General features: G+C 66.4%; 19 protein-coding genes. 1 reads left to right on the top strand and 18 read right to left on the bottom strand.

Features of this window, described 5'->3' with window-relative positions; genetic code table 11:
* Positions 1 to 41 precede the first annotated feature (41 nt).
* From nuoF to AAHH99_RS09500, 9 genes are all read right to left on the bottom strand, one after another.
* A complete protein-coding gene (nuoF, locus tag AAHH99_RS09540) occupies positions 42 to 1,358 on the bottom strand; it encodes an NADH-quinone oxidoreductase subunit NuoF (protein WP_418768433.1) in 1,317 nt (438 codons plus the stop codon).
* Positions 1,355 to 2,218 (bottom strand): NADH-quinone oxidoreductase subunit NuoE, encoded by an 864-nt coding sequence (nuoE, locus tag AAHH99_RS09535; RefSeq protein WP_418768432.1) that lies wholly within the window; start codon positions 2,216 to 2,218, stop codon positions 1,355 to 1,357. Before nuoE ends, nuoF begins: the two co-directional genes overlap by 4 nt.
* Positions 2,215 to 3,576 carry an NADH dehydrogenase (quinone) subunit D gene (nuoD, locus tag AAHH99_RS09530; protein ID WP_418768431.1) on the bottom strand — a complete coding sequence of 454 codons (1,362 nt, stop codon included), beginning with the start codon at positions 3,574 to 3,576 and terminating at the stop codon, positions 2,215 to 2,217. Before nuoD ends, nuoE begins: the two co-directional genes overlap by 4 nt.
* Positions 3,576 to 4,292, bottom strand: coding sequence for an NADH-quinone oxidoreductase subunit C (locus tag AAHH99_RS09525; RefSeq protein WP_418768430.1), 717 nt, complete (start codon positions 4,290 to 4,292; stop codon positions 3,576 to 3,578). The genes nuoD and AAHH99_RS09525 overlap by 1 nt, the downstream gene beginning before the upstream one ends.
* Complete coding sequence (locus AAHH99_RS09520) at positions 4,289 to 4,843, bottom strand: NuoB/complex I 20 kDa subunit family protein (protein WP_015305533.1); 555 nt, start codon at positions 4,841 to 4,843, stop codon at positions 4,289 to 4,291. The genes AAHH99_RS09525 and AAHH99_RS09520 overlap by 4 nt, the downstream gene beginning before the upstream one ends.
* A complete protein-coding gene (locus AAHH99_RS09515) occupies positions 4,834 to 5,208 on the bottom strand; it encodes an NADH-quinone oxidoreductase subunit A (RefSeq protein ID WP_064402946.1) in 375 nt (124 codons plus the stop codon). Before AAHH99_RS09515 ends, AAHH99_RS09520 begins: the two co-directional genes overlap by 10 nt.
* Positions 5,209 to 5,374: 166 nt before the next feature.
* On the bottom strand, positions 5,375 to 5,776 hold the full coding sequence (locus AAHH99_RS09510) for a response regulator transcription factor (RefSeq protein ID WP_064394377.1): 402 nt from the start codon (positions 5,774 to 5,776) through the stop codon (positions 5,375 to 5,377).
* 15 nt (positions 5,777 to 5,791) lie between these two features.
* Positions 5,792 to 6,325 carry a YceI family protein gene (locus AAHH99_RS09505; protein WP_418768429.1) on the bottom strand — a complete coding sequence of 178 codons (534 nt, stop codon included), beginning with the start codon at positions 6,323 to 6,325 and terminating at the stop codon, positions 5,792 to 5,794.
* Positions 6,326 to 6,383: 58 nt separating this feature from the next.
* Positions 6,384 to 6,776, bottom strand: coding sequence for a nuclear transport factor 2 family protein (locus AAHH99_RS09500; protein ID WP_418768428.1), 393 nt, complete (start codon positions 6,774 to 6,776; stop codon positions 6,384 to 6,386).
* Positions 6,777 to 6,824: 48 nt separating this feature from the next.
* Between AAHH99_RS09500 and AAHH99_RS09495 the strand changes: the two genes are divergently transcribed.
* Positions 6,825 to 7,451 carry a class I SAM-dependent methyltransferase gene (locus AAHH99_RS09495; protein ID WP_418768427.1) on the top strand — a complete coding sequence of 209 codons (627 nt, stop codon included), beginning with the start codon at positions 6,825 to 6,827 and terminating at the stop codon, positions 7,449 to 7,451.
* A gap of 55 nt (positions 7,452 to 7,506) precedes the next feature.
* Here AAHH99_RS09495 and AAHH99_RS09490 read toward each other — a convergent pair whose 3' ends face one another.
* The 9 genes from AAHH99_RS09490 to AAHH99_RS09450 form a co-directional block, all read right to left on the bottom strand.
* The gene (locus AAHH99_RS09490; RefSeq protein WP_418768426.1) at positions 7,507 to 7,860 is read right to left on the bottom strand and encodes a DUF6285 domain-containing protein; all 354 of its coding nucleotides are present in this window, start codon (positions 7,858 to 7,860) and stop codon (positions 7,507 to 7,509) included.
* Positions 7,857 to 8,828, bottom strand: coding sequence for a phosphotransferase family protein (locus tag AAHH99_RS09485; RefSeq protein ID WP_418768425.1), 972 nt, complete (start codon positions 8,826 to 8,828; stop codon positions 7,857 to 7,859). Before AAHH99_RS09485 ends, AAHH99_RS09490 begins: the two co-directional genes overlap by 4 nt.
* A complete protein-coding gene (locus tag AAHH99_RS09480; protein WP_418768424.1) occupies positions 8,825 to 10,063 on the bottom strand; it encodes an acyl-CoA dehydrogenase family protein in 1,239 nt (412 codons plus the stop codon). Before AAHH99_RS09480 ends, AAHH99_RS09485 begins: the two co-directional genes overlap by 4 nt.
* A 20-nt stretch (positions 10,064 to 10,083) precedes the next feature.
* A complete protein-coding gene (locus AAHH99_RS09475; RefSeq protein ID WP_418768423.1) occupies positions 10,084 to 10,704 on the bottom strand; it encodes a TetR/AcrR family transcriptional regulator in 621 nt (206 codons plus the stop codon).
* Between the two features lie 6 nt (positions 10,705 to 10,710).
* Positions 10,711 to 11,619 (bottom strand): hydroxymethylglutaryl-CoA lyase, encoded by a 909-nt coding sequence (locus tag AAHH99_RS09470; RefSeq protein WP_418768422.1) that lies wholly within the window; start codon positions 11,617 to 11,619, stop codon positions 10,711 to 10,713.
* Complete coding sequence (locus AAHH99_RS09465) at positions 11,616 to 12,821, bottom strand: CaiB/BaiF CoA transferase family protein (RefSeq protein ID WP_418768421.1); 1,206 nt, start codon at positions 12,819 to 12,821, stop codon at positions 11,616 to 11,618. Before AAHH99_RS09465 ends, AAHH99_RS09470 begins: the two co-directional genes overlap by 4 nt.
* Positions 12,818 to 14,011 carry an alpha/beta hydrolase family protein gene (locus tag AAHH99_RS09460; RefSeq protein ID WP_418768420.1) on the bottom strand — a complete coding sequence of 398 codons (1,194 nt, stop codon included), beginning with the start codon at positions 14,009 to 14,011 and terminating at the stop codon, positions 12,818 to 12,820. The genes AAHH99_RS09465 and AAHH99_RS09460 overlap by 4 nt, the downstream gene beginning before the upstream one ends.
* A complete protein-coding gene (locus tag AAHH99_RS09455) occupies positions 14,008 to 15,114 on the bottom strand; it encodes a homogentisate 1,2-dioxygenase (protein WP_418768419.1) in 1,107 nt (368 codons plus the stop codon). The genes AAHH99_RS09460 and AAHH99_RS09455 overlap by 4 nt, the downstream gene beginning before the upstream one ends.
* Positions 15,115 to 15,203: 89 nt before the next feature.
* Positions 15,204 to 15,593, bottom strand: coding sequence for a nitroreductase/quinone reductase family protein (locus tag AAHH99_RS09450; protein WP_418768418.1), 390 nt, complete (start codon positions 15,591 to 15,593; stop codon positions 15,204 to 15,206).
* Between the last annotated feature and the right edge of the window lie 6 nt (positions 15,594 to 15,599).

Below are 15,599 nucleotides of genomic sequence, written 5' to 3'. Positions count from 1 at the left end.
TCTCGCCGCGAACGTGCGGCCACTGCAAAGAGTCGCCCCCATCAGACCCCGACCCCTTCCGTCGCCATCAGCGTGGAGGCGTGTGGATCGAACGGGCACCCGCCGTCGAGGTGGGCGATGTATTCGTCGCGGAAGAACTTGATCGACGACATGATGGGCGCTGCCGCACCGTCACCCAAGGCGCAGAACGCCTTTCCGAAGATGTTGTCGGAGATGTCGAGCAGCTTTTCGATGTCGGCCTCGGTGCCCGCGCCCGTCTCCAGACGTTCGTAGATCTGAGCCAGCCAGTAGGTGCCCTCGCGACACGGCGTGCATTTGCCGCACGACTCGTGGGCGTAGAAGTCGGTCCAGCGGCGCACGGCGCGCACCACGCAGGTGGTCTCGTCGAAGATCTGCAGCGCCTTGGTGCCGAGCATGGTGCCGACGCCGGCCATGCCCTCGTAATCCAGTGGTACGTCGAGGTGTTCATCGGTCAGCAGGGGAGTGGAGGAGCCGCCGGGTGTCCAGAACTTCAACTGGTGCCCGGCACGGACTCCGCCCGCATACTCCAGCAGTTCGCGCAGCGTGATGCCCAGCGGCGCCTCGTACTGGCCGGGGTTGGTGACGTGGCCCGACAGCGAATACAGCGTGAAACCCGGTGACTTCTCCGAACCCATCGACCGGAACCAGTCGATGCCGTTGAGCAGAATGGGCGGAACGCTGGCGATCGACTCGACGTTGTTGACCACAGTCGGACAGGCGTACAACCCTGCGACGGCGGGGAACGGTGGTCGCAACCTCGGTTGCCCGCGGCGGCCTTCGAGCGAGTCCAGCAGCGCGGTCTCCTCACCGCAGATGTAGGCGCCGGCTCCGGCGTGCACAATCAGTTCCAGGTCGAATCCCGACCCTTGGATGTCGTCGCCGAGGAAACCGGCCTCGTGCGCTTCGGCGACCGCGGCGTGCAGCCTGCGCAGCACCGGCACCACCTCGCCGCGCAGGTAGATGAAGGCGTGATGCGCCCGGATCGCGTAGGCCGCGATGATCGCGCCCTCGATGAGGAAGTGCGGGGTCGTCAGCATCAGCGGAATGTCTTTGCACGTACCGGGTTCCGACTCGTCGGCGTTGACCACCAGGTAGTGCGGCTTGGCTCCGGCGCCGGTGTCGCTCTGCGGGATGAACGACCACTTCGTGCCGGTGGGAAAGCCCGCGCCGCCGCGACCCCGCAGACCGGACTCCTTCACCAGGTCGATGAGCTCGTCCGGGTCCATCGCCAGGGCCTTCTCCAGGGCGCGATAGCCGCCGTGGCGGCGGTAGGTGTCCATCGACCATGGTTCCGGCTCGTCCCAGAACCGGCTGAACACGGGTGTCAGGTCTGTCATGCGCGTGAATCCGTTGTGTCTGGGTCGGTTTCGACGGTGTTCGACTTCGGGGGGACGGTCGCCGACGGGCCGGGCGCGGACGCATTCTTGGTGGCCTCGACACCCGCCGTTTCGTCGTCGAGCGTCTCGGTGGAAGCGGCCGGGGCGTCGGCGTCGGGTGCCTGCATGCCGCGTTCACGCGCCACCCGCAGCCCCGCTAAAGTGGCATCGCCGACGTTGTTGCCACCCGAGCGTGGGTCGGGCAGACCCGCGAGTGTGCGCGCGGTCTCCCGGAACGTGCACAGCGTCGTTCCCCGCGTGGGTTCGGGAGGTTCACCCTCGCGCAGCGCGTCGACGAGGTCGCGCGCCGACGACGTCGTCTGGTTGTCGAAGAACTCCCAGTTGACCATCACCACCGGCGCGTAATCACACGCCGCGTTGCACTCGATGTGTTCGAGGGTGACGCGTCCGTCCGGCGTCGTCTCACCGGCATGGACGCCCAGATGTTCCTGCAGCGCTTCGAGAATCGCGTCGCCACCCATCACCGCGCACAGGGTGTTGGTGCACACGCCGACGAGGTACTCGCCGGTCGGCGTCCGCCGGTACATCGAGTAGAAGGTCGCCACCGCGGTGACCTCGGCGTCGGTCAGCCCCAACTGCTTGGCGCAGAACGTGATACCGGCGGGGGTCAGGCATCCGTCCTCCGACTGCACGAGGTGCAGCAACGGCAGCAGCGCCGAACGCGACTGGGGGTAGCGCGAGATGATCATCTCGGCGTCGGCGGTGAGCCGGGCCACGACGTCGTCTGAATATGACACCGGCCCGTTGATCGGCGGGCCGGGTTCCTCGGGTCGCTGACCGAGCTCGAGGAATACGCTCACCTGTCCACGCCTCCCATCACCGGGTCGATCGACGCCACCGCGGTGATCAGATCGGCGACCATGCCGCCTTCACACATCGCGGCGACGGCCTGCAGGTTGTTGAACGACGGGTCCCGGTAGTGCACCCGGTAGGGGCGGGTGCCGCCGTCTGAGACCATGTGCACGCCGAGTTCGCCTCGCGGAGACTCGACCGCGACATAGACCTGCCCTGGGGGCACCCGGATTCCCTCGGTGACGAGCTTGAAGTGGTGGATCAGCCCCTCCATCGAATGACCCATGATCCTGGCGATGTGCTCGGGCGAGTTACCCAGCCCGTCCGGGCCGACCTTCAGATCGGCCGGCCAACCCAGCTTCTTGTCCTCGATCATCACGGGCCCGGGCCGGAGTCGGTCCAGACACTGCTCGACGATCTTCAGCGACTCGTGCATCTCCTTGACCCGGATCAGATACCGGCCGTAGGAGTCACAGCCCTCGTCGGTGATCACGTCGAAGTCGTATGTCTCGTAACCGCAATACGGTTGGGTCTTGCGCAGGTCGTGCGGCAGCCCGGTGGAACGCAGACAAGGCCCGGTGATCCCGAGTGCCATGCACCCGGTCAGATCGAGATAACCGACGCCGACCGTGCGGCCCTTCCAGATGTAGTTCTCGTTGAGCAGGTCCTCGAGGTCCTTGAGCCGCTTGGGCATCAGGTCGAGCACCTCGCGGATCTGCGGCACTGCCTCGTCGGGAAGGTCCACCGCGACCCCGCCCGGACGAACGTACGCGCTGTTCATCCGCAGGCCCGTCACCGTCTCGAACACCGACAGGATCTGCTCGCGCTCACGGAATCCGTAGAACATCGCGCTCATCGCGCCCAGTTCCATCCCGCCGGTCGCCAGCGCGACAAGATGCGAGGAGATCCGGTTGAGCTCCATCATCATCACGCGGATGACGCTGGCGCGCTCGGGGATCGCGTCGGTGACGCCCAGCAGTTTCTCGACGCCCAGACAGTAGGCCGTCTCATTGAAGAACGGCGACAGATAGTCCATCCGCGTGACGAACGTGACGCCCTGCGTCCAGTTCCGGAACTCGAGGTTCTTCTCGATTCCGGTGTGCAGGTAGCCGATTCCGCAGCGGGCGGAGATGACCGTCTCACCCTCGATCTCGAGGACCAGCCGAAGCACACCGTGGGTGGAGGGGTGCTGCGGACCCATGTTCACGACGATGCGTTCGCCTGCGTGGGCCGCGGCCGCATCCTTGGCGGCCTGGACCACTTGGTCCCAATCCTGGCCGCCGACAACGATTACCGTCTCGTTGTTGTCCGACGCGGCCGAGGACGAAGCGCCGCCCTGCGTGGGCGGGACGTGCGAAATGCTCATCAGCTGTAGGCCCTCCGTTGATCGGGCGGAGGAATCTCGGCGCCGTGATACTCCACCGGGATGCCGCCCAACGGGTAGTCCTTGCGCTGCGGGTGCCCCACCCAGTCGTCCGGCATCTCGATCCGGGTCAGGGCGGGATGCCCGTCGAAGATGATGCCGAAGAAGTCGTAGGTCTCGCGTTCGTGCCAGTCGGTGGTGGGATAGACCTCGAACAGCGACGGGATGTGCGGGTCATCGTCGGGTGCGGCGACCTCGATCAGGATCCGCCGGTTGTGGGTGATGGACATCAGCGGATACACCGCGTGCAGTTCGCGCCCGACTTTGTCGGGGTAGTGCACCCCACTGACCCCGAGGCACAACTCGAAACGCAACTGCGGATCGTCTCGCAGTGCACGGGCCACGATAGGCAGCTGATCACGCTGCACCTCGAGGATCAGCTCGTCGCGGTAGACCACGACCCGCTCGATCGATGCCGCGTAACCGTCCTCGCCGAGCACCTCGGCGAGCCGATCGACGACCTCGTCGAAATAGCGGCCGTAGGGACGTGGTGAGCTGCCGGGCAGCGCGACGGGTCGCACCAGGCGCCCGTAGCCGGAGGTGTCGCCCGACCCCTTGGCCCCGAACATTCCGCGGCGGACACTGATGATCTTCGGTGCGCCCGCTTCGGCGCCGTTGCCGTTCGTCGCGTTCTGCTCTTCACCCGGGCCGCTGGTCATCGCAGCAGCCCCTTGAGCTCGATGGTCGGCGTGACGGCCAGCGCGGCCTGCTCGGCCTCGCGGATCGCCTCTTCGCGGTGCACACCGAGCGGCATCTCCTGAATCTTGTCGTGCAGCTTCAGGATCGCGTGCAGCAGCATCTCGGGGCGCGGCGGGCAACCGGGCAGGTAGATGTCCACCGGGACGACGTGATCGACACCCTGGACGATCGCGTAGTTGTTGAACATCCCGCCCGACGAGGCGCACACCCCCATCGCCAAAACCCACTTCGGCTCGGCCATCTGGTCGTAGATCTGCCGCAGCACCGGCGCCATCTTCTGGCTGACCCGCCCCGCGACGATCATCAGGTCGGCCTGGCGGGGCGTCGCCGAGAACCGCTCCATGCCGAACCGGGAGATGTCGAATCGCGGGCCTGCCGTGGCCATCATCTCGATCGCGCAGCACGCCAGCCCGAACGTCGCAGGCCACAGCGAGCCCTTGCGGATGTAGCCCGCCACCTTCTCGACCGTGGACAGCAGGATCCCGCCCGGCAGCTTCTCTTCTAGTCCCATGCCAGACCTCCCCGTCGCCACACGTAGGCGTAGGCCACGAACACCGTCGCCATGAACAGCAGCATCTCTACCAGCGCAAACAGTCCGAGATTGTCGAAAGCAACTGCCCACGGGTACAGGAAGACGATCTCGATGTCGAAGATGATGAACAACATCGCGGTCAGGTAGTACTTGATCGGAAACCGCTGGCCGGTCGGCTGACCGGACGCACCCCCGTGCGGCACCGGCTCGATGCCGCATTCGTAGGCCTCGAGCTTGGCCCTGTTGTAGCGACGGGGGCCGACCAGCAGAGCAATGGCAACCGAGCCGACCGCGAACGCCGCCGCAATAGCGCCAAGCACCAGGATTGGCGTGTACAAATCCATACCGAGCAAACGCTCCCTCGTGGGCTGTTCGATGTGAGCTTACCCACACCCTAGCGCCCTTTGGGATGCGCGCCACACCTTTTGGTTAGTATCGCTATTGGCAACACGTGGCTATGTCGTCGTGCCTCGAATAGGCAAGTGCGACACGGGTTTACGTGTTTTCTGACTATTGCACCAGGGTGCGCAGCAGCGAGGCCACGGCGTCGCCGAGCCGGATCGGATCGATCGGGTGGGGGACCGCGGCTTCCGCGCGCGACCAGCGGGCCAGCCACGCGTCATCGGGACGACCGGTGAGCACCAGGATCGGCGGGCAATCCTCGATCTCGTCCTTGAGTTGCTTGGCGATTCCCATTCCGCCAACGGGGGTAGCCTCTCCGTCGAGGATCACCAGATCGAACCCGCCTTCATCCATCTGGCGAATGACCATGGGGCCGGTCGCCACCTCGACGTAGGTCAGCTCTGGCAACTCCGGATGCACCCGTTTACCGAGCGCGAGTTGTACCTCTTCGCGGGTCCTGGGGTTGTCGCTGTAGACGAGGACCCGCAACGGACGCGATGACTCGGCCATGCCGTGATCGTACGGCTAGCGGGTGTGCCGGAACACCAAGTCGCCAGAGATCGTCGACTTGTCACCGATCATGCCGACCAGGTTGCCGTCGACCCCGAAGTCCCGCCGGCTGACGGTGGCCTCGGTGACCAGCCGCATCCCGCCGTCGCCGACCGGTGTGACCTTGGTCCGCAGCGTCAGGGGTTTGGTAGTGCCCTTGATAGTCAGTTCGGCACGCAGGTCGATGGTGTCGCCGTCGATCGCGTCGGCTCCCGTGATGATCACGCTGATCTCTGGGTGGCTCTCTGCGCCAAAGAAATCGGCGGAGTGCAGATGTTCGTCGCGCTTGCGGATACCGGTGCGCAGCGACGCGGCGTTGATCTCGATGTGCCCGGAAACCGTTTGCGGAGCCGACAATTGGCCGTCACCGCTGAACTCGGTGAATCGGCCCTTGACGGGTACGAGGCCCCACATCGACTTGCTGCGCACCGCGATCGTGGATTGAGCCGGGTCCAGCGTCCACGTTCCCGTCGAGGCGGGGTCGCTGAAAAGCTCGCTCAGGCTTACCATGTCGTCTCCTAGCTCGGTTTGTCGGATGGGCTTGTGGCCGGGCGGTCGGCCCGACGGGTCACGTGGTGGGATCGAGCAATGGCGCGATGTCCGATGGATCGAAGTACTCGTCGATCCGGCCGATCCGCCCGTCGGCGCTCAGCTTGATGATGATGCCGACGCGCATCGCGATGACGCCACCGTTGTGTCCGGTGGCGTGCAGGATGTGCTGCTGGACCAGCCCTCCGTCGAACAGCTGACGATCGATGACCTCGTATCGGCGTTGTGAGGTGGTGTCGATGAACCAGTGCAGGACTCGAAGCGCCCGGTCCTTGTCACGGTCGCGGTCGGCGACCTTCCAGACCACGATGTCGTCGTGCCACAGTCGCGAAATGGCGTCACGGTCACCGGCCTCGATCGCTGCGAACAAGCGATCCGCCACGTCGGTGACAACGTCGTGGGCAACGGTCACGTGATCCTCCTTGACCTCAACACCGATTGAGGTTGAACACTGGCGGGCATGGATGTGACACCTACTCTCTCGCTATTCGACGACGCCTACAAGAGCGGGACCGCGCCATGGGTGATCGGCGAGCCGCAGCCGGCGATCGTCGACCTGGAACGCGCGGGCCTGATCCGGGGCACGGTGCTCGACGTCGGCTGTGGCGCCGGTGAGCACACGATCCTGCTCGCCGGCCTCGGCTACGACGTGCTCGGCGTCGACTACGCGCCCTCGGCGGTCGAGCACGCCCGCAGAAACGCCGAGGCCAAGGGCGTCGACGCGCGCTTCGAGGTCGCCGATGCGATGGATCTCGGGGAGGCGGCCTACGACACCATCGTCGACAGCGCGCTGTTCCACATCTTCGACCAGTCCGACCGCGCCAGATACGTGCGCAGCCTGCACGCGGCGTGCCGGTCGGGCGGGCTGGTCCACGTGCTCGCGCTCTCCGACCGCGGCCGCGGATTCGGCCCCGAGGTCAGCGAATCCGACATCCGCGACGCGTTCGGCGACGGGTGGGTCCTCGAGTCCCTGGCGGAGACCACCTACCGCGGCATCGTTCAGTCCGCCCAGGCCGACGCGATCGGATCGGCGGCCGGAACTCTCGTCGACGAACCGGCGTGGCTGGCCCGAATCCGCCGCCCCTGATGTGATTTGTGCACGATCGGGAGCGCTCACCGCTCCTCGATGTGCACAAATCGCGTCAGTAGCCGGGGTGGTTGACGTCCAGGCGGTGCCGGACGATCGTCCGCAGCACCGGCAACAGCTCTGCGGCGAGGTCGTCGAGCTCGCCCGAGCGGATCGCCGCGGCCAGTTCCGGTTCGTCGTGGTAACCGATCTCGCGCAGGGCGTCGATGACCTCGCCGGACGACGTGTCGAGCAGTTCGCGTTCGACGATGCGCAACACATTGGCCGCGACGCGGGCGTGGAAGTTGACTTGGCCGGCGTCGGCCACCCCGCTGTCGGGGCCGGTGACGTTGCGGACGTCGTTCTCGAGGAAGCCGGCGACGGCTGCGACGAGTTCAGCCGCCGTCGGGCGACCGTAGAGCCAGGTCATCGCGGTCCCCCTCCTTCGAGCAGATCCAAAACGTCCCATTCGGTTTCGCTGACGCGCCGTCCGATCGCGGCCAGCTCGACTGACTCCGTCTGTCCCGACAGATGACGTTCGGCCTGGTACCGGCAGATGACGCCCCACCGCAGCGTCGCGACGGTCAACCACCACCGGAACGCCTCGCGGTCGAGCGTCAAGCTCGCGGCGGATTCGTAGGCGGCCAGGAAATCCTCGACGCTGCCCAACCCGCCGGCGCCGTGATGCTCCGGCGCGCCGAAACGCCATGCCCGGATGCAGAACCAGGCCAGGTCTTCGTAGACCTCGCCGATGTGCACGAGCTCCCAGTCCAGCACCGCGGCAAGACCGTTGTCGTCGACGATCAGGTTGCCCATCCGGAAGTCGCCGTGCACCAGCACGTGCGGGGACGGAGGCGGCCGGTTGGCCTCAAGCCAGCGGAAGGCCCACTCGAACGTCGCTGTGGTGTCGCCCATTTCGTCGAGCCGGACCCGCCACTCCGACAGTTGGTCCGACGGTGGCACGTCGATGCCCTGATGGTCCGCACGGTGAACGGCGGCCAGCGCCTCGGCGCACTGGTGCAGCAACCGTTCACGACCGGAGTCGTCCAACGAGCGATAGATCCTGCGCACGATCGTCTCGCCACCGATGGCGTCGCAGATCAGGTACGGATTGCCCAGTGCGGCAGGGGAGTTGTCGGCGGCGAGGATGTGGGGCACCGGCGCCCCCGCGGCGGCCGCTCGCTGCTGGACGGCGGCTTCCAGTTCCATGCTCGCGTGGACGTCGTCGGGCGGGCCCGTACGCAGGATCAGGGCACGACGGGTGTCGGTGACCGCATCGAACGCCCACGTCGTGCGACTCGCGCCGCCGGTCAGCGCGTGCAGATTCTCGACGGCGACGCCCTCGCCGAGCACCGGCCCGAGGACGTCGGTGAGGCCTTCGGCGAGTTCGCGGCTCAACGCTTGCCGAACCCGAACAGTCGCTGCGCCACCCGCCGGATCTGAATCTCCTCGGCTCCTTCGGTGATCCGGTAGCGCCGGTGATGCCGGTAGATGTGTTCGAACGGTTCGTGTCTGCTGTAGCCGACGCCGCCGAACACCTGCATCGCACGGTCGGCGGCTTCACAGACCAACCGGTTGGCGCGGTAGTTGGCCATCGACACCTTGTCCGAAACCTCCATGTGGTGGTTGCGGTCCAACTCGGTTGCCGCGTAATACACCAGCAGGCGCACCATCTGGGCCTCGGTCTGCAATTCCACCAGCGGCCACTGCACGGCCTGGTTCACCGCCAGCGGCTTGCCGAAGACCTTGCGGTCGTTCGCGTACTGCACGGCGCGGTCGATGCAGTACTGCGCGGCGCCGAGGCTGCTGGCGGCCTGGCGAATCCTGTTCTCGTGCAGGAACGTCTGACCCACCTCCAGGCCTCGGTCGATCTCACCGAGCACCGCGTCGGCGGGCACCCGGACGTCCTTCAGCTCGACCTCACCATGGTCGGTCGGCATGTTGAACGACCACCAGTAGTACGGCACGGTGAATCCGGGGGCGTCGGTGGGCACCAGGAATGCGGTGATGCCGCGGGCCTGGCCGGCTTCGCCGGAGGTGCGGGCGAACACCAGATCGTGGGTGGCGCGGTGCACGCCGGTGTTGAATCGTTTGGCGCCGTTGATGACCCACTCGTCACCGTCACGCACCGCGGTGGTCTCCATCCAGGTGGCGTCCGAACCGTGGGCGGGTTCGGTGAGGCCGAAGGCCATCGACCGGTTCCCGGTGATCAACGCCTCGGTCCATTCGGCCTTCTGCGCGTCGGTGCCGAACCGGTCCATCATGATGACCTGCGGGAAGTTGCCGACGATCGACGACTCGTTCTGCAGGTCGTTGTGCAGCCCGAGACCCTTGTGCGCGAGATGTTCACGGATGACGGCCATGTCGATGTTGCTGCCGTCGCGGCCACCGAACCGGGACGGCAGCCCATAGCGCAACCATCCCGCCGCGTCCGCGCGCCTGCGCATCTCGTCGAGCAGGTCCTCCCATTCCCGGCGGGGGATCCCGTCGTTGTCCCAGTCCGTACGGGCATGTTCGCGACGCTTGTCGAAGTACTGGATGTTCTCGCGTTCCAGCGGCTTGATCTCCGCCTCGATGAAGGCGTCCATCTCGGCGAGGAGTGAAGGCAGATGGTCGGGCAGGGCGAAATCCACGTTGATTTCCTTTCCGGGGTTCAAAAACCGTACAGCGTCTTCTTCCAGATCCTCGACAGCGTGGCGATCGCATCCTCGTCGGTCAGCTCGATGCAGAGGCCCGATGTTCCGACGAAGACGGTGGTGAAGTTCTCGAACAGCAGCGCGATGGCCGCCGCGGTGTGCTCGGGGTTGAGCTCGGCACTGTAGCCCTGCTCCTGCGCGCGCCGCACCGACGCGGCGACCACGTCCATCCCCAACCGACGAAACTCGTTCTGCACTGCGGCGAACCGCGGTTGGGTCGTGGCCAGTTGGGCGACGGCGATCATGATCCCGATGTTCTGTTTGAACATGTTCCAGTAGCCGGTGACCACGGTGCGGAAGAACGCGTCGTCATCCGGCGATTCGGGTAGGTCGAGTGCTCCGCCGGACGGCGCCACCACTTCGCGTAGGAACGACTGCGCGAGCACCGCCAACAGGTCTTCCTTGTCCGCGAAATAGCGGTAGAAGGATGCGGGTGACTTACCGGCCGCCGAAGTGATGTCACCGAGCGTCGTACCGTGGAAACCGCGTTCTGCGAACAGTTTCCGCGCGGCCTTCTCGATGGCCTCGCGGGTCTGGCGGCCCTTGGCGCTCAGTGCCGGCGACGGTCCGGTGGGCACGTCTGCTCAGTTCAGGATTCGGTCGCCGGCGCGCAACAGCGAACTCGGAAGATCGTGTCCGACCAGGCGCTGCGCCACGCCGGCCGCCTCGATCGCGGCATCCAGGTCCACGTCGACCCCGATCCCGCTGTCGCGCAACAGGTATACCAGGTCTTCGGTGGCGATGTTGCCGCTCGCACCGGGCGCGAACGGGCAGCCGCCCAGCCCGCCCACCGACGCGTCCAGCCGGGTGATGCCTGCCGCGACCGCCGCGTAGGCGCTGGCCAACCCGGCGCCGCGGGTGTTGTGGAAGTGGGCGCCCAGCGGGATCTCACCGACCAGCGGGCGCAGCGCCTCGATCGTCTCGGTCACCCGCCGGGGGGTGGCGGTGCCGATGGTGTCCGCGATCGCCAACCGGTCGACCTCGCTCGACAACGCGGTCGTCATCACATCGACGACGCGCTGATGGGGCGTCGGGCCGTCGAACGGGCAGTCCCACGTGGTGGCGACGATGACCTCGACGCTGGCCCCGCTGTCGTGCGCGATCGCGATGATCTCCGGAATCAACGCCGTCGCCTCTGCGGAGGTGCGGCCCACATTGGCCTGGCTGTGACCGTCGGCGGCCGACACCACGTACTCGATCGACGACAACCCCGCAGCGATCGCGCGTTTGGCCCCGTTCGGGCTGGCCACCAGCGCGGAGAACTCGATGCCGTGTGAGTCGCGGTACTCCTGCAGATGCGTGGCGAGGTCGGCGGCGTCGGCAAGCGCGGGCACCTTCGACGGCGAGACGAACGCCGTCGCCTCCATCTCGCGGACCCCGGTGGCGGCGACGGCGGCCAGCAGTTCGAGCTTGGCCGACAACGGAATCGGGTCCTCGATCTGCAGACCGTCACGCAGCGAAACATCCCGTATCTGCACGTGTTCCTGGTTCACAGCACTCCCTCTGCCCTCAACGCGTCGAGTTCGGCGGAGTTCCTGCCGAGCAGGCCGCAGTAGACCTCGTCGTTGTGTTGACCGGGTGCGGCGGGCCCGGCGTAGCGGACGGTCCCGGGCGTCTCCGAGAGCACCGGCACGACGCCGGGACCCAGGACGGACCGTCCGATCCGCTCGTCCCAGTGCTCGACCAACATCTCTCGGGCCCGAAGTTGCGGGTCTTCGACGACTTCGGCGACGGTGTTGATCGGCCCGGCGATCACGCCTGCGGCACTGAGGGTTTCGATGATGTCATCGGGTTGGCGTTCGGCGGCCCAATCACCGATGATCTTGTCCAGTTCGTCCTGGTTACGGCCGCGCGCAACGTGATTGGCGAACCGGTCGTCGGTGGCAAGTTCGGGGCGACCCATCGCCTCACACAGCCGTCGGAAAACGGTGTCCTGGTTGGCCGCGATCACCACCCAGCTGCCGTCGGCGCTGCGGTAGATGTTCGACGGGGCGATGCCCTCCAGTCGCGTCCCCGACGGGCCGCGCACCACACCACCGACGTCGTAGTCGGGGATGGTGGATTCCTGGACCGCCAGGCACGCCTCGGTGAGCGCCGCGTCGACGACCTGGCCGTCGCCGGTCACCGAGCGGCGGTACAGCGCCGCCAATGCGCCCTGCGCGGCGAACATGCCTGCGAGGCTGTCACCCAGCGACAGCGCCAGCCGAGGCGGCGGGCCGCCGGGAAAGCCGTTCATGTGCCGCAGGCCACTGGCCGCCTCGGCGACCGAGGCATAGCCGGCCTTGTGCGCCTCGGGTCCGGTCTGCCCGTAACCGGACACGCGGACCAGGATGATGCCCCGATTGCGTTCGCGCAGCACGTCGTAGCCCAGGTTCCACTTCTCCAGCGTGCCCGGCCGGAAGTTCTCGACGATGATGTCGGAGCGCTCCACGAGGTCGAGGAACAGGCCGCGGCCAGTTTCGGTCCGCAGGTTCAGCGTGACGGCTTTCTTGTTGCGCGCGTGCACGGTCCAGAAGAAGTGATGCCCGTCGAGCTCGGCCTGGCCCCACGTGCGCAGCGGATCCGGGGCGCCCGGCGGCTCGATCTTGATCACTTCGGCGCCCATGTCGCCGAGCAGGCGTCCTGCGAACGGCCCCGAGATCAGCGTGCCGACCTCGATGACGCGGATGCCGTCCAGCGGACCCGTCACGCTCATAGCGAGAAGCCGTGCCTGTGCAGCCAGTCGGTGACGACGCCGACGGCTTCGCGCAGCTTGTCGCGCTGGTCAGCGCCGGCGTAATAGTGGTTCGCGCCCGGAATCTCGTGCATCTCCTTGTCATGATGCCCGATCGCCTCGTACAGCCTGCGCGTGTGGCTCGGTGTGCATGCGTCGTCGGCGAGGTTGCCGATCACCAGGGTCGGCACCGCAATGTCCTGGCCGCAGGCCACGGCATCGCCGTTGGCGTCGTCGTAGCTCCACTGCGACAGCCAGCTGCGCAGTGTGCAGAACCTCGCGAGCCCGACGGGGCTGTTGTTCACCACCTGAGGGTCACCCAGGTAACAGGTTCCGGGGGTGCGTTCGTTCGGGTCGACGGCTGGGTCGAGCCAGCGGGGGTCGGCCATCGTGCCGTGCACGACGAACGCGAACTCGTCCTCGGGCCGCCCGGCGGCCTTCAGCTCGTCCAGTTTGTCCTTGACCCACTTGGTGATTCGGCGGTTGCGGTCGATCTGCGCCTTGCGGTAGCGATCGAGGAACTCTTGCGAGTAGGGCGGCTGGTTCGGATTGCCCGGGTTGTACAGATCCAGTTCCGGGTCGCGATTGGTGGGATCGGACTCGTCGAGGATCGACGCGTCGAGCCACTCGGTCAGGGTGCCGTGGCGGCTGATGTGGGCGGCCAGCAGCATCAACCCGTCGGCGGGGATGAGGCCGAGCTTGGTCAGATCCGGCCCGTCACCGGACGGGCTTGCGGTGATCGTGGGGTGCTGGGCCTGCTGCTGGTAGAACGCCGACAGGGAGCCACCGCCGCTCCATCCGGCCAGCACCACCTTTGAATAGCCCAAGCGGTTCTTGGCGTCCTTGATGCATTCGCCGAGGTCCTCGACGACCTTCTCCATCAGCAGCGCAGAGTCGGTGCCACGAAATCGGCTGTTGCAGTAGATGACATGGTGTCCCGCCCGTGCGAGCCCGTTCATCATCGGCAGGTAGGCGCCGCCGCCGATCGGATGCATGAACACCAGCACGGTATCGGAGGGTTTGTCCTTGGGCCGCAGCAGGTGGCTTTCGAGCACCACCAGTTCGGCCACTCCGCCGTAGACATCGCGCACACCCGAAGTGTTCTGGTAGGCAACGAGATAGGGAATGCGGTCGTATTCGTAGCGCACCGGCGCCTCGGTCGTCTGGGTCATGCGTGCTGGCCCAAATCATTGGCGAGAACCTCTGCCGACGGCGTCAGCCGCCTGGTCGTGTCGACGGAGATGACGTACCAACCGACGCGGTCCTGTTCGTCGAACTTGCGCCGCGCACGCTCACGGGCCTTCTCCGGTGCGCCGTGGTGCACACCCTGCGGGGCGTGGCTGACCAACCCGGGCGGCATCGGGATACCGAAGAGGTCGCCGCCGTGGAAGAAGGAGACCTCGTCGAAGTCGACGTTGCGGTGGTACCACGGCGGACGCTCGGTGCCGGGGACGCTCTCGGCGGGCCGGGGCAGGAAGTTCATCACCGCCACACCCGTCGCCTCCATGAACAGGTGCACGGTCGGCGGCAGGTGCACGCTCTCGCTGGCGATCACGTTGTAATCGGCGATGTTGAAGGTGAACGGGAAGTTGTCGCCGCGCCATCCTTCGACGTCGATCGGGTTGTGTTGGTAGAACAGCGATGTCGGCCCACCCTCGTGGACGAGGCGGACTTCGTATTCTCCGTCGATCTGTGGGCCGTCGCCGTCGTCGATCGGCTGCGGCTCGGGCACCGTCGTCTGTGACGGGTCGAACGGGAAGTGCCTGCCGAGCGGCCCGGGCGGTGGGATGCGGAACTCGGCGGTGGCCTCGATCATCAGCAGCGTCGTTTCCTCGTCGGGAACCTGGCGCCACGTCGTCGCCTTCGGCACGTAGACCCAGTCGCCCTCTCGGTAGCGCAGGGGTCCGAACTCCGTCTCGAGCCGACCAGAACCCCGGTGCACGAACGACAGCAGGTCGCCGTCGACGTGCCGCACGTAGAACGGCATCTCCTCGCTGCGCCGGCTCAGCGAGATCCGGCAGTCGGGGTTGCTGAACAACAGCAGCGGCGTGCCCGCGGCATCGGTGGCGTCGCTGGGCTTGAGCTCGCTGGTCATCACATCGACCGGCCGCAGCGGTCCCGACGCCCGGTATGCGGTGGGGTCGTGGCGGCGGTAGATGTTGGCGGTGCGGCCGACGAATCCGCCACGGCCGAGTTCGTCGTCCTTGAGGCCGTCGAGGTCGGCGTGCAGACGCTTGGGAGTGCGGCCTTTGCGCAGGTGGACAAACGATTCCATGATTCGCTCCATCGACGATGACGGCGAGGCGGGGGGAGCCGCCCGCGACCAAGAACTAAAACTGACTTTAGTTTTACTTACGCCGCGAGTCAATCCTCGAGATCGACCCGAATAGTAAGCAGATTCGTGCCGAAGGTCCGTACGCCGAAGCTGTTGAACTGCGGCAGCGAGCGCAACCGCTCACGGGCATCATCATCGGCCACGATATGTGCGGTTCCCTTGTGCCACTTGCCGTTCAAGCGAACGCGCACGGCGGGATCAGCCTGGATGTTCTTGACGTATTGCGAGCTCTCGCCGAACTCGGAGACGAACCAGAACTCGTTGCCCACGCGCCGCCCGCCCAGCGGAGTGCGACGAGGTTGGCCGCTCTTGCGACCCGTCGTCTCCAGCAACGTCTGGAACGGCAGGAGCCGCATCATCGGGTTCATGACGTTCTTCTGGAACATCTTGGTGACTTGGTCGCGCAAGTCCTCGGCCATGGGTCC

Origin of the sequence: Mycobacterium neumannii (assembly GCF_048452905.1) — a bacterium.
Taxonomy (GTDB): domain Bacteria; phylum Actinomycetota; class Actinomycetes; order Mycobacteriales; family Mycobacteriaceae; genus Mycobacterium; species Mycobacterium neumannii_B.
Note: the sequence above shows the minus strand (reverse complement) of the source record. Positions and strands in the feature narration are given on the sequence as shown.

Bases quoted from the DNA above. Each gene is read 5' to 3' on its own strand.
- AAHH99_RS09505 (WP_418768429.1), bottom strand. From the start codon at position 6,325: ATGGTAAGCCTGAGCGAGCTTTTCAGCGACCCCGCCTCGACGGGAACG.
- AAHH99_RS09510 (WP_064394377.1), bottom strand. From the start codon at position 5,776: ATGGCCGAGTCATCGCGTCCGTTGCGGGTCCTCGTCTACAGCGACAAC.
- AAHH99_RS09520 (WP_015305533.1), bottom strand. From the start codon at position 4,843: ATGGGACTAGAAGAGAAGCTGCCGGGCGGGATCCTGCTGTCCACGGTC.
- nuoF (WP_418768433.1), bottom strand. From the start codon at position 1,358: ATGACAGACCTGACACCCGTGTTCAGCCGGTTCTGGGACGAGCCGGAA.
- AAHH99_RS09450 (WP_418768418.1), bottom strand. From the start codon at position 15,593: ATGGCCGAGGACTTGCGCGACCAAGTCACCAAGATGTTCCAGAAGAAC.
- AAHH99_RS09525 (WP_418768430.1), bottom strand. From the start codon at position 4,292: ATGACCAGCGGCCCGGGTGAAGAGCAGAACGCGACGAACGGCAACGGC.
- AAHH99_RS09515 (WP_064402946.1), bottom strand. From the start codon at position 5,208: ATGGATTTGTACACGCCAATCCTGGTGCTTGGCGCTATTGCGGCGGCG.
- AAHH99_RS09495 (WP_418768427.1), top strand. From the start codon at position 6,825: ATGGATGTGACACCTACTCTCTCGCTATTCGACGACGCCTACAAGAGC.
- AAHH99_RS09460 (WP_418768420.1), bottom strand. From the start codon at position 14,011: ATGACCCAGACGACCGAGGCGCCGGTGCGCTACGAATACGACCGCATT.
- AAHH99_RS09490 (WP_418768426.1), bottom strand. From the start codon at position 7,860: ATGACCTGGCTCTACGGTCGCCCGACGGCGGCTGAACTCGTCGCAGCC.
- AAHH99_RS09465 (WP_418768421.1), bottom strand. From the start codon at position 12,821: ATGAGCGTGACGGGTCCGCTGGACGGCATCCGCGTCATCGAGGTCGGC.
- AAHH99_RS09455 (WP_418768419.1), bottom strand. From the start codon at position 15,114: ATGGAATCGTTTGTCCACCTGCGCAAAGGCCGCACTCCCAAGCGTCTG.
- nuoD (WP_418768431.1), bottom strand. From the start codon at position 3,576: ATGAGCATTTCGCACGTCCCGCCCACGCAGGGCGGCGCTTCGTCCTCG.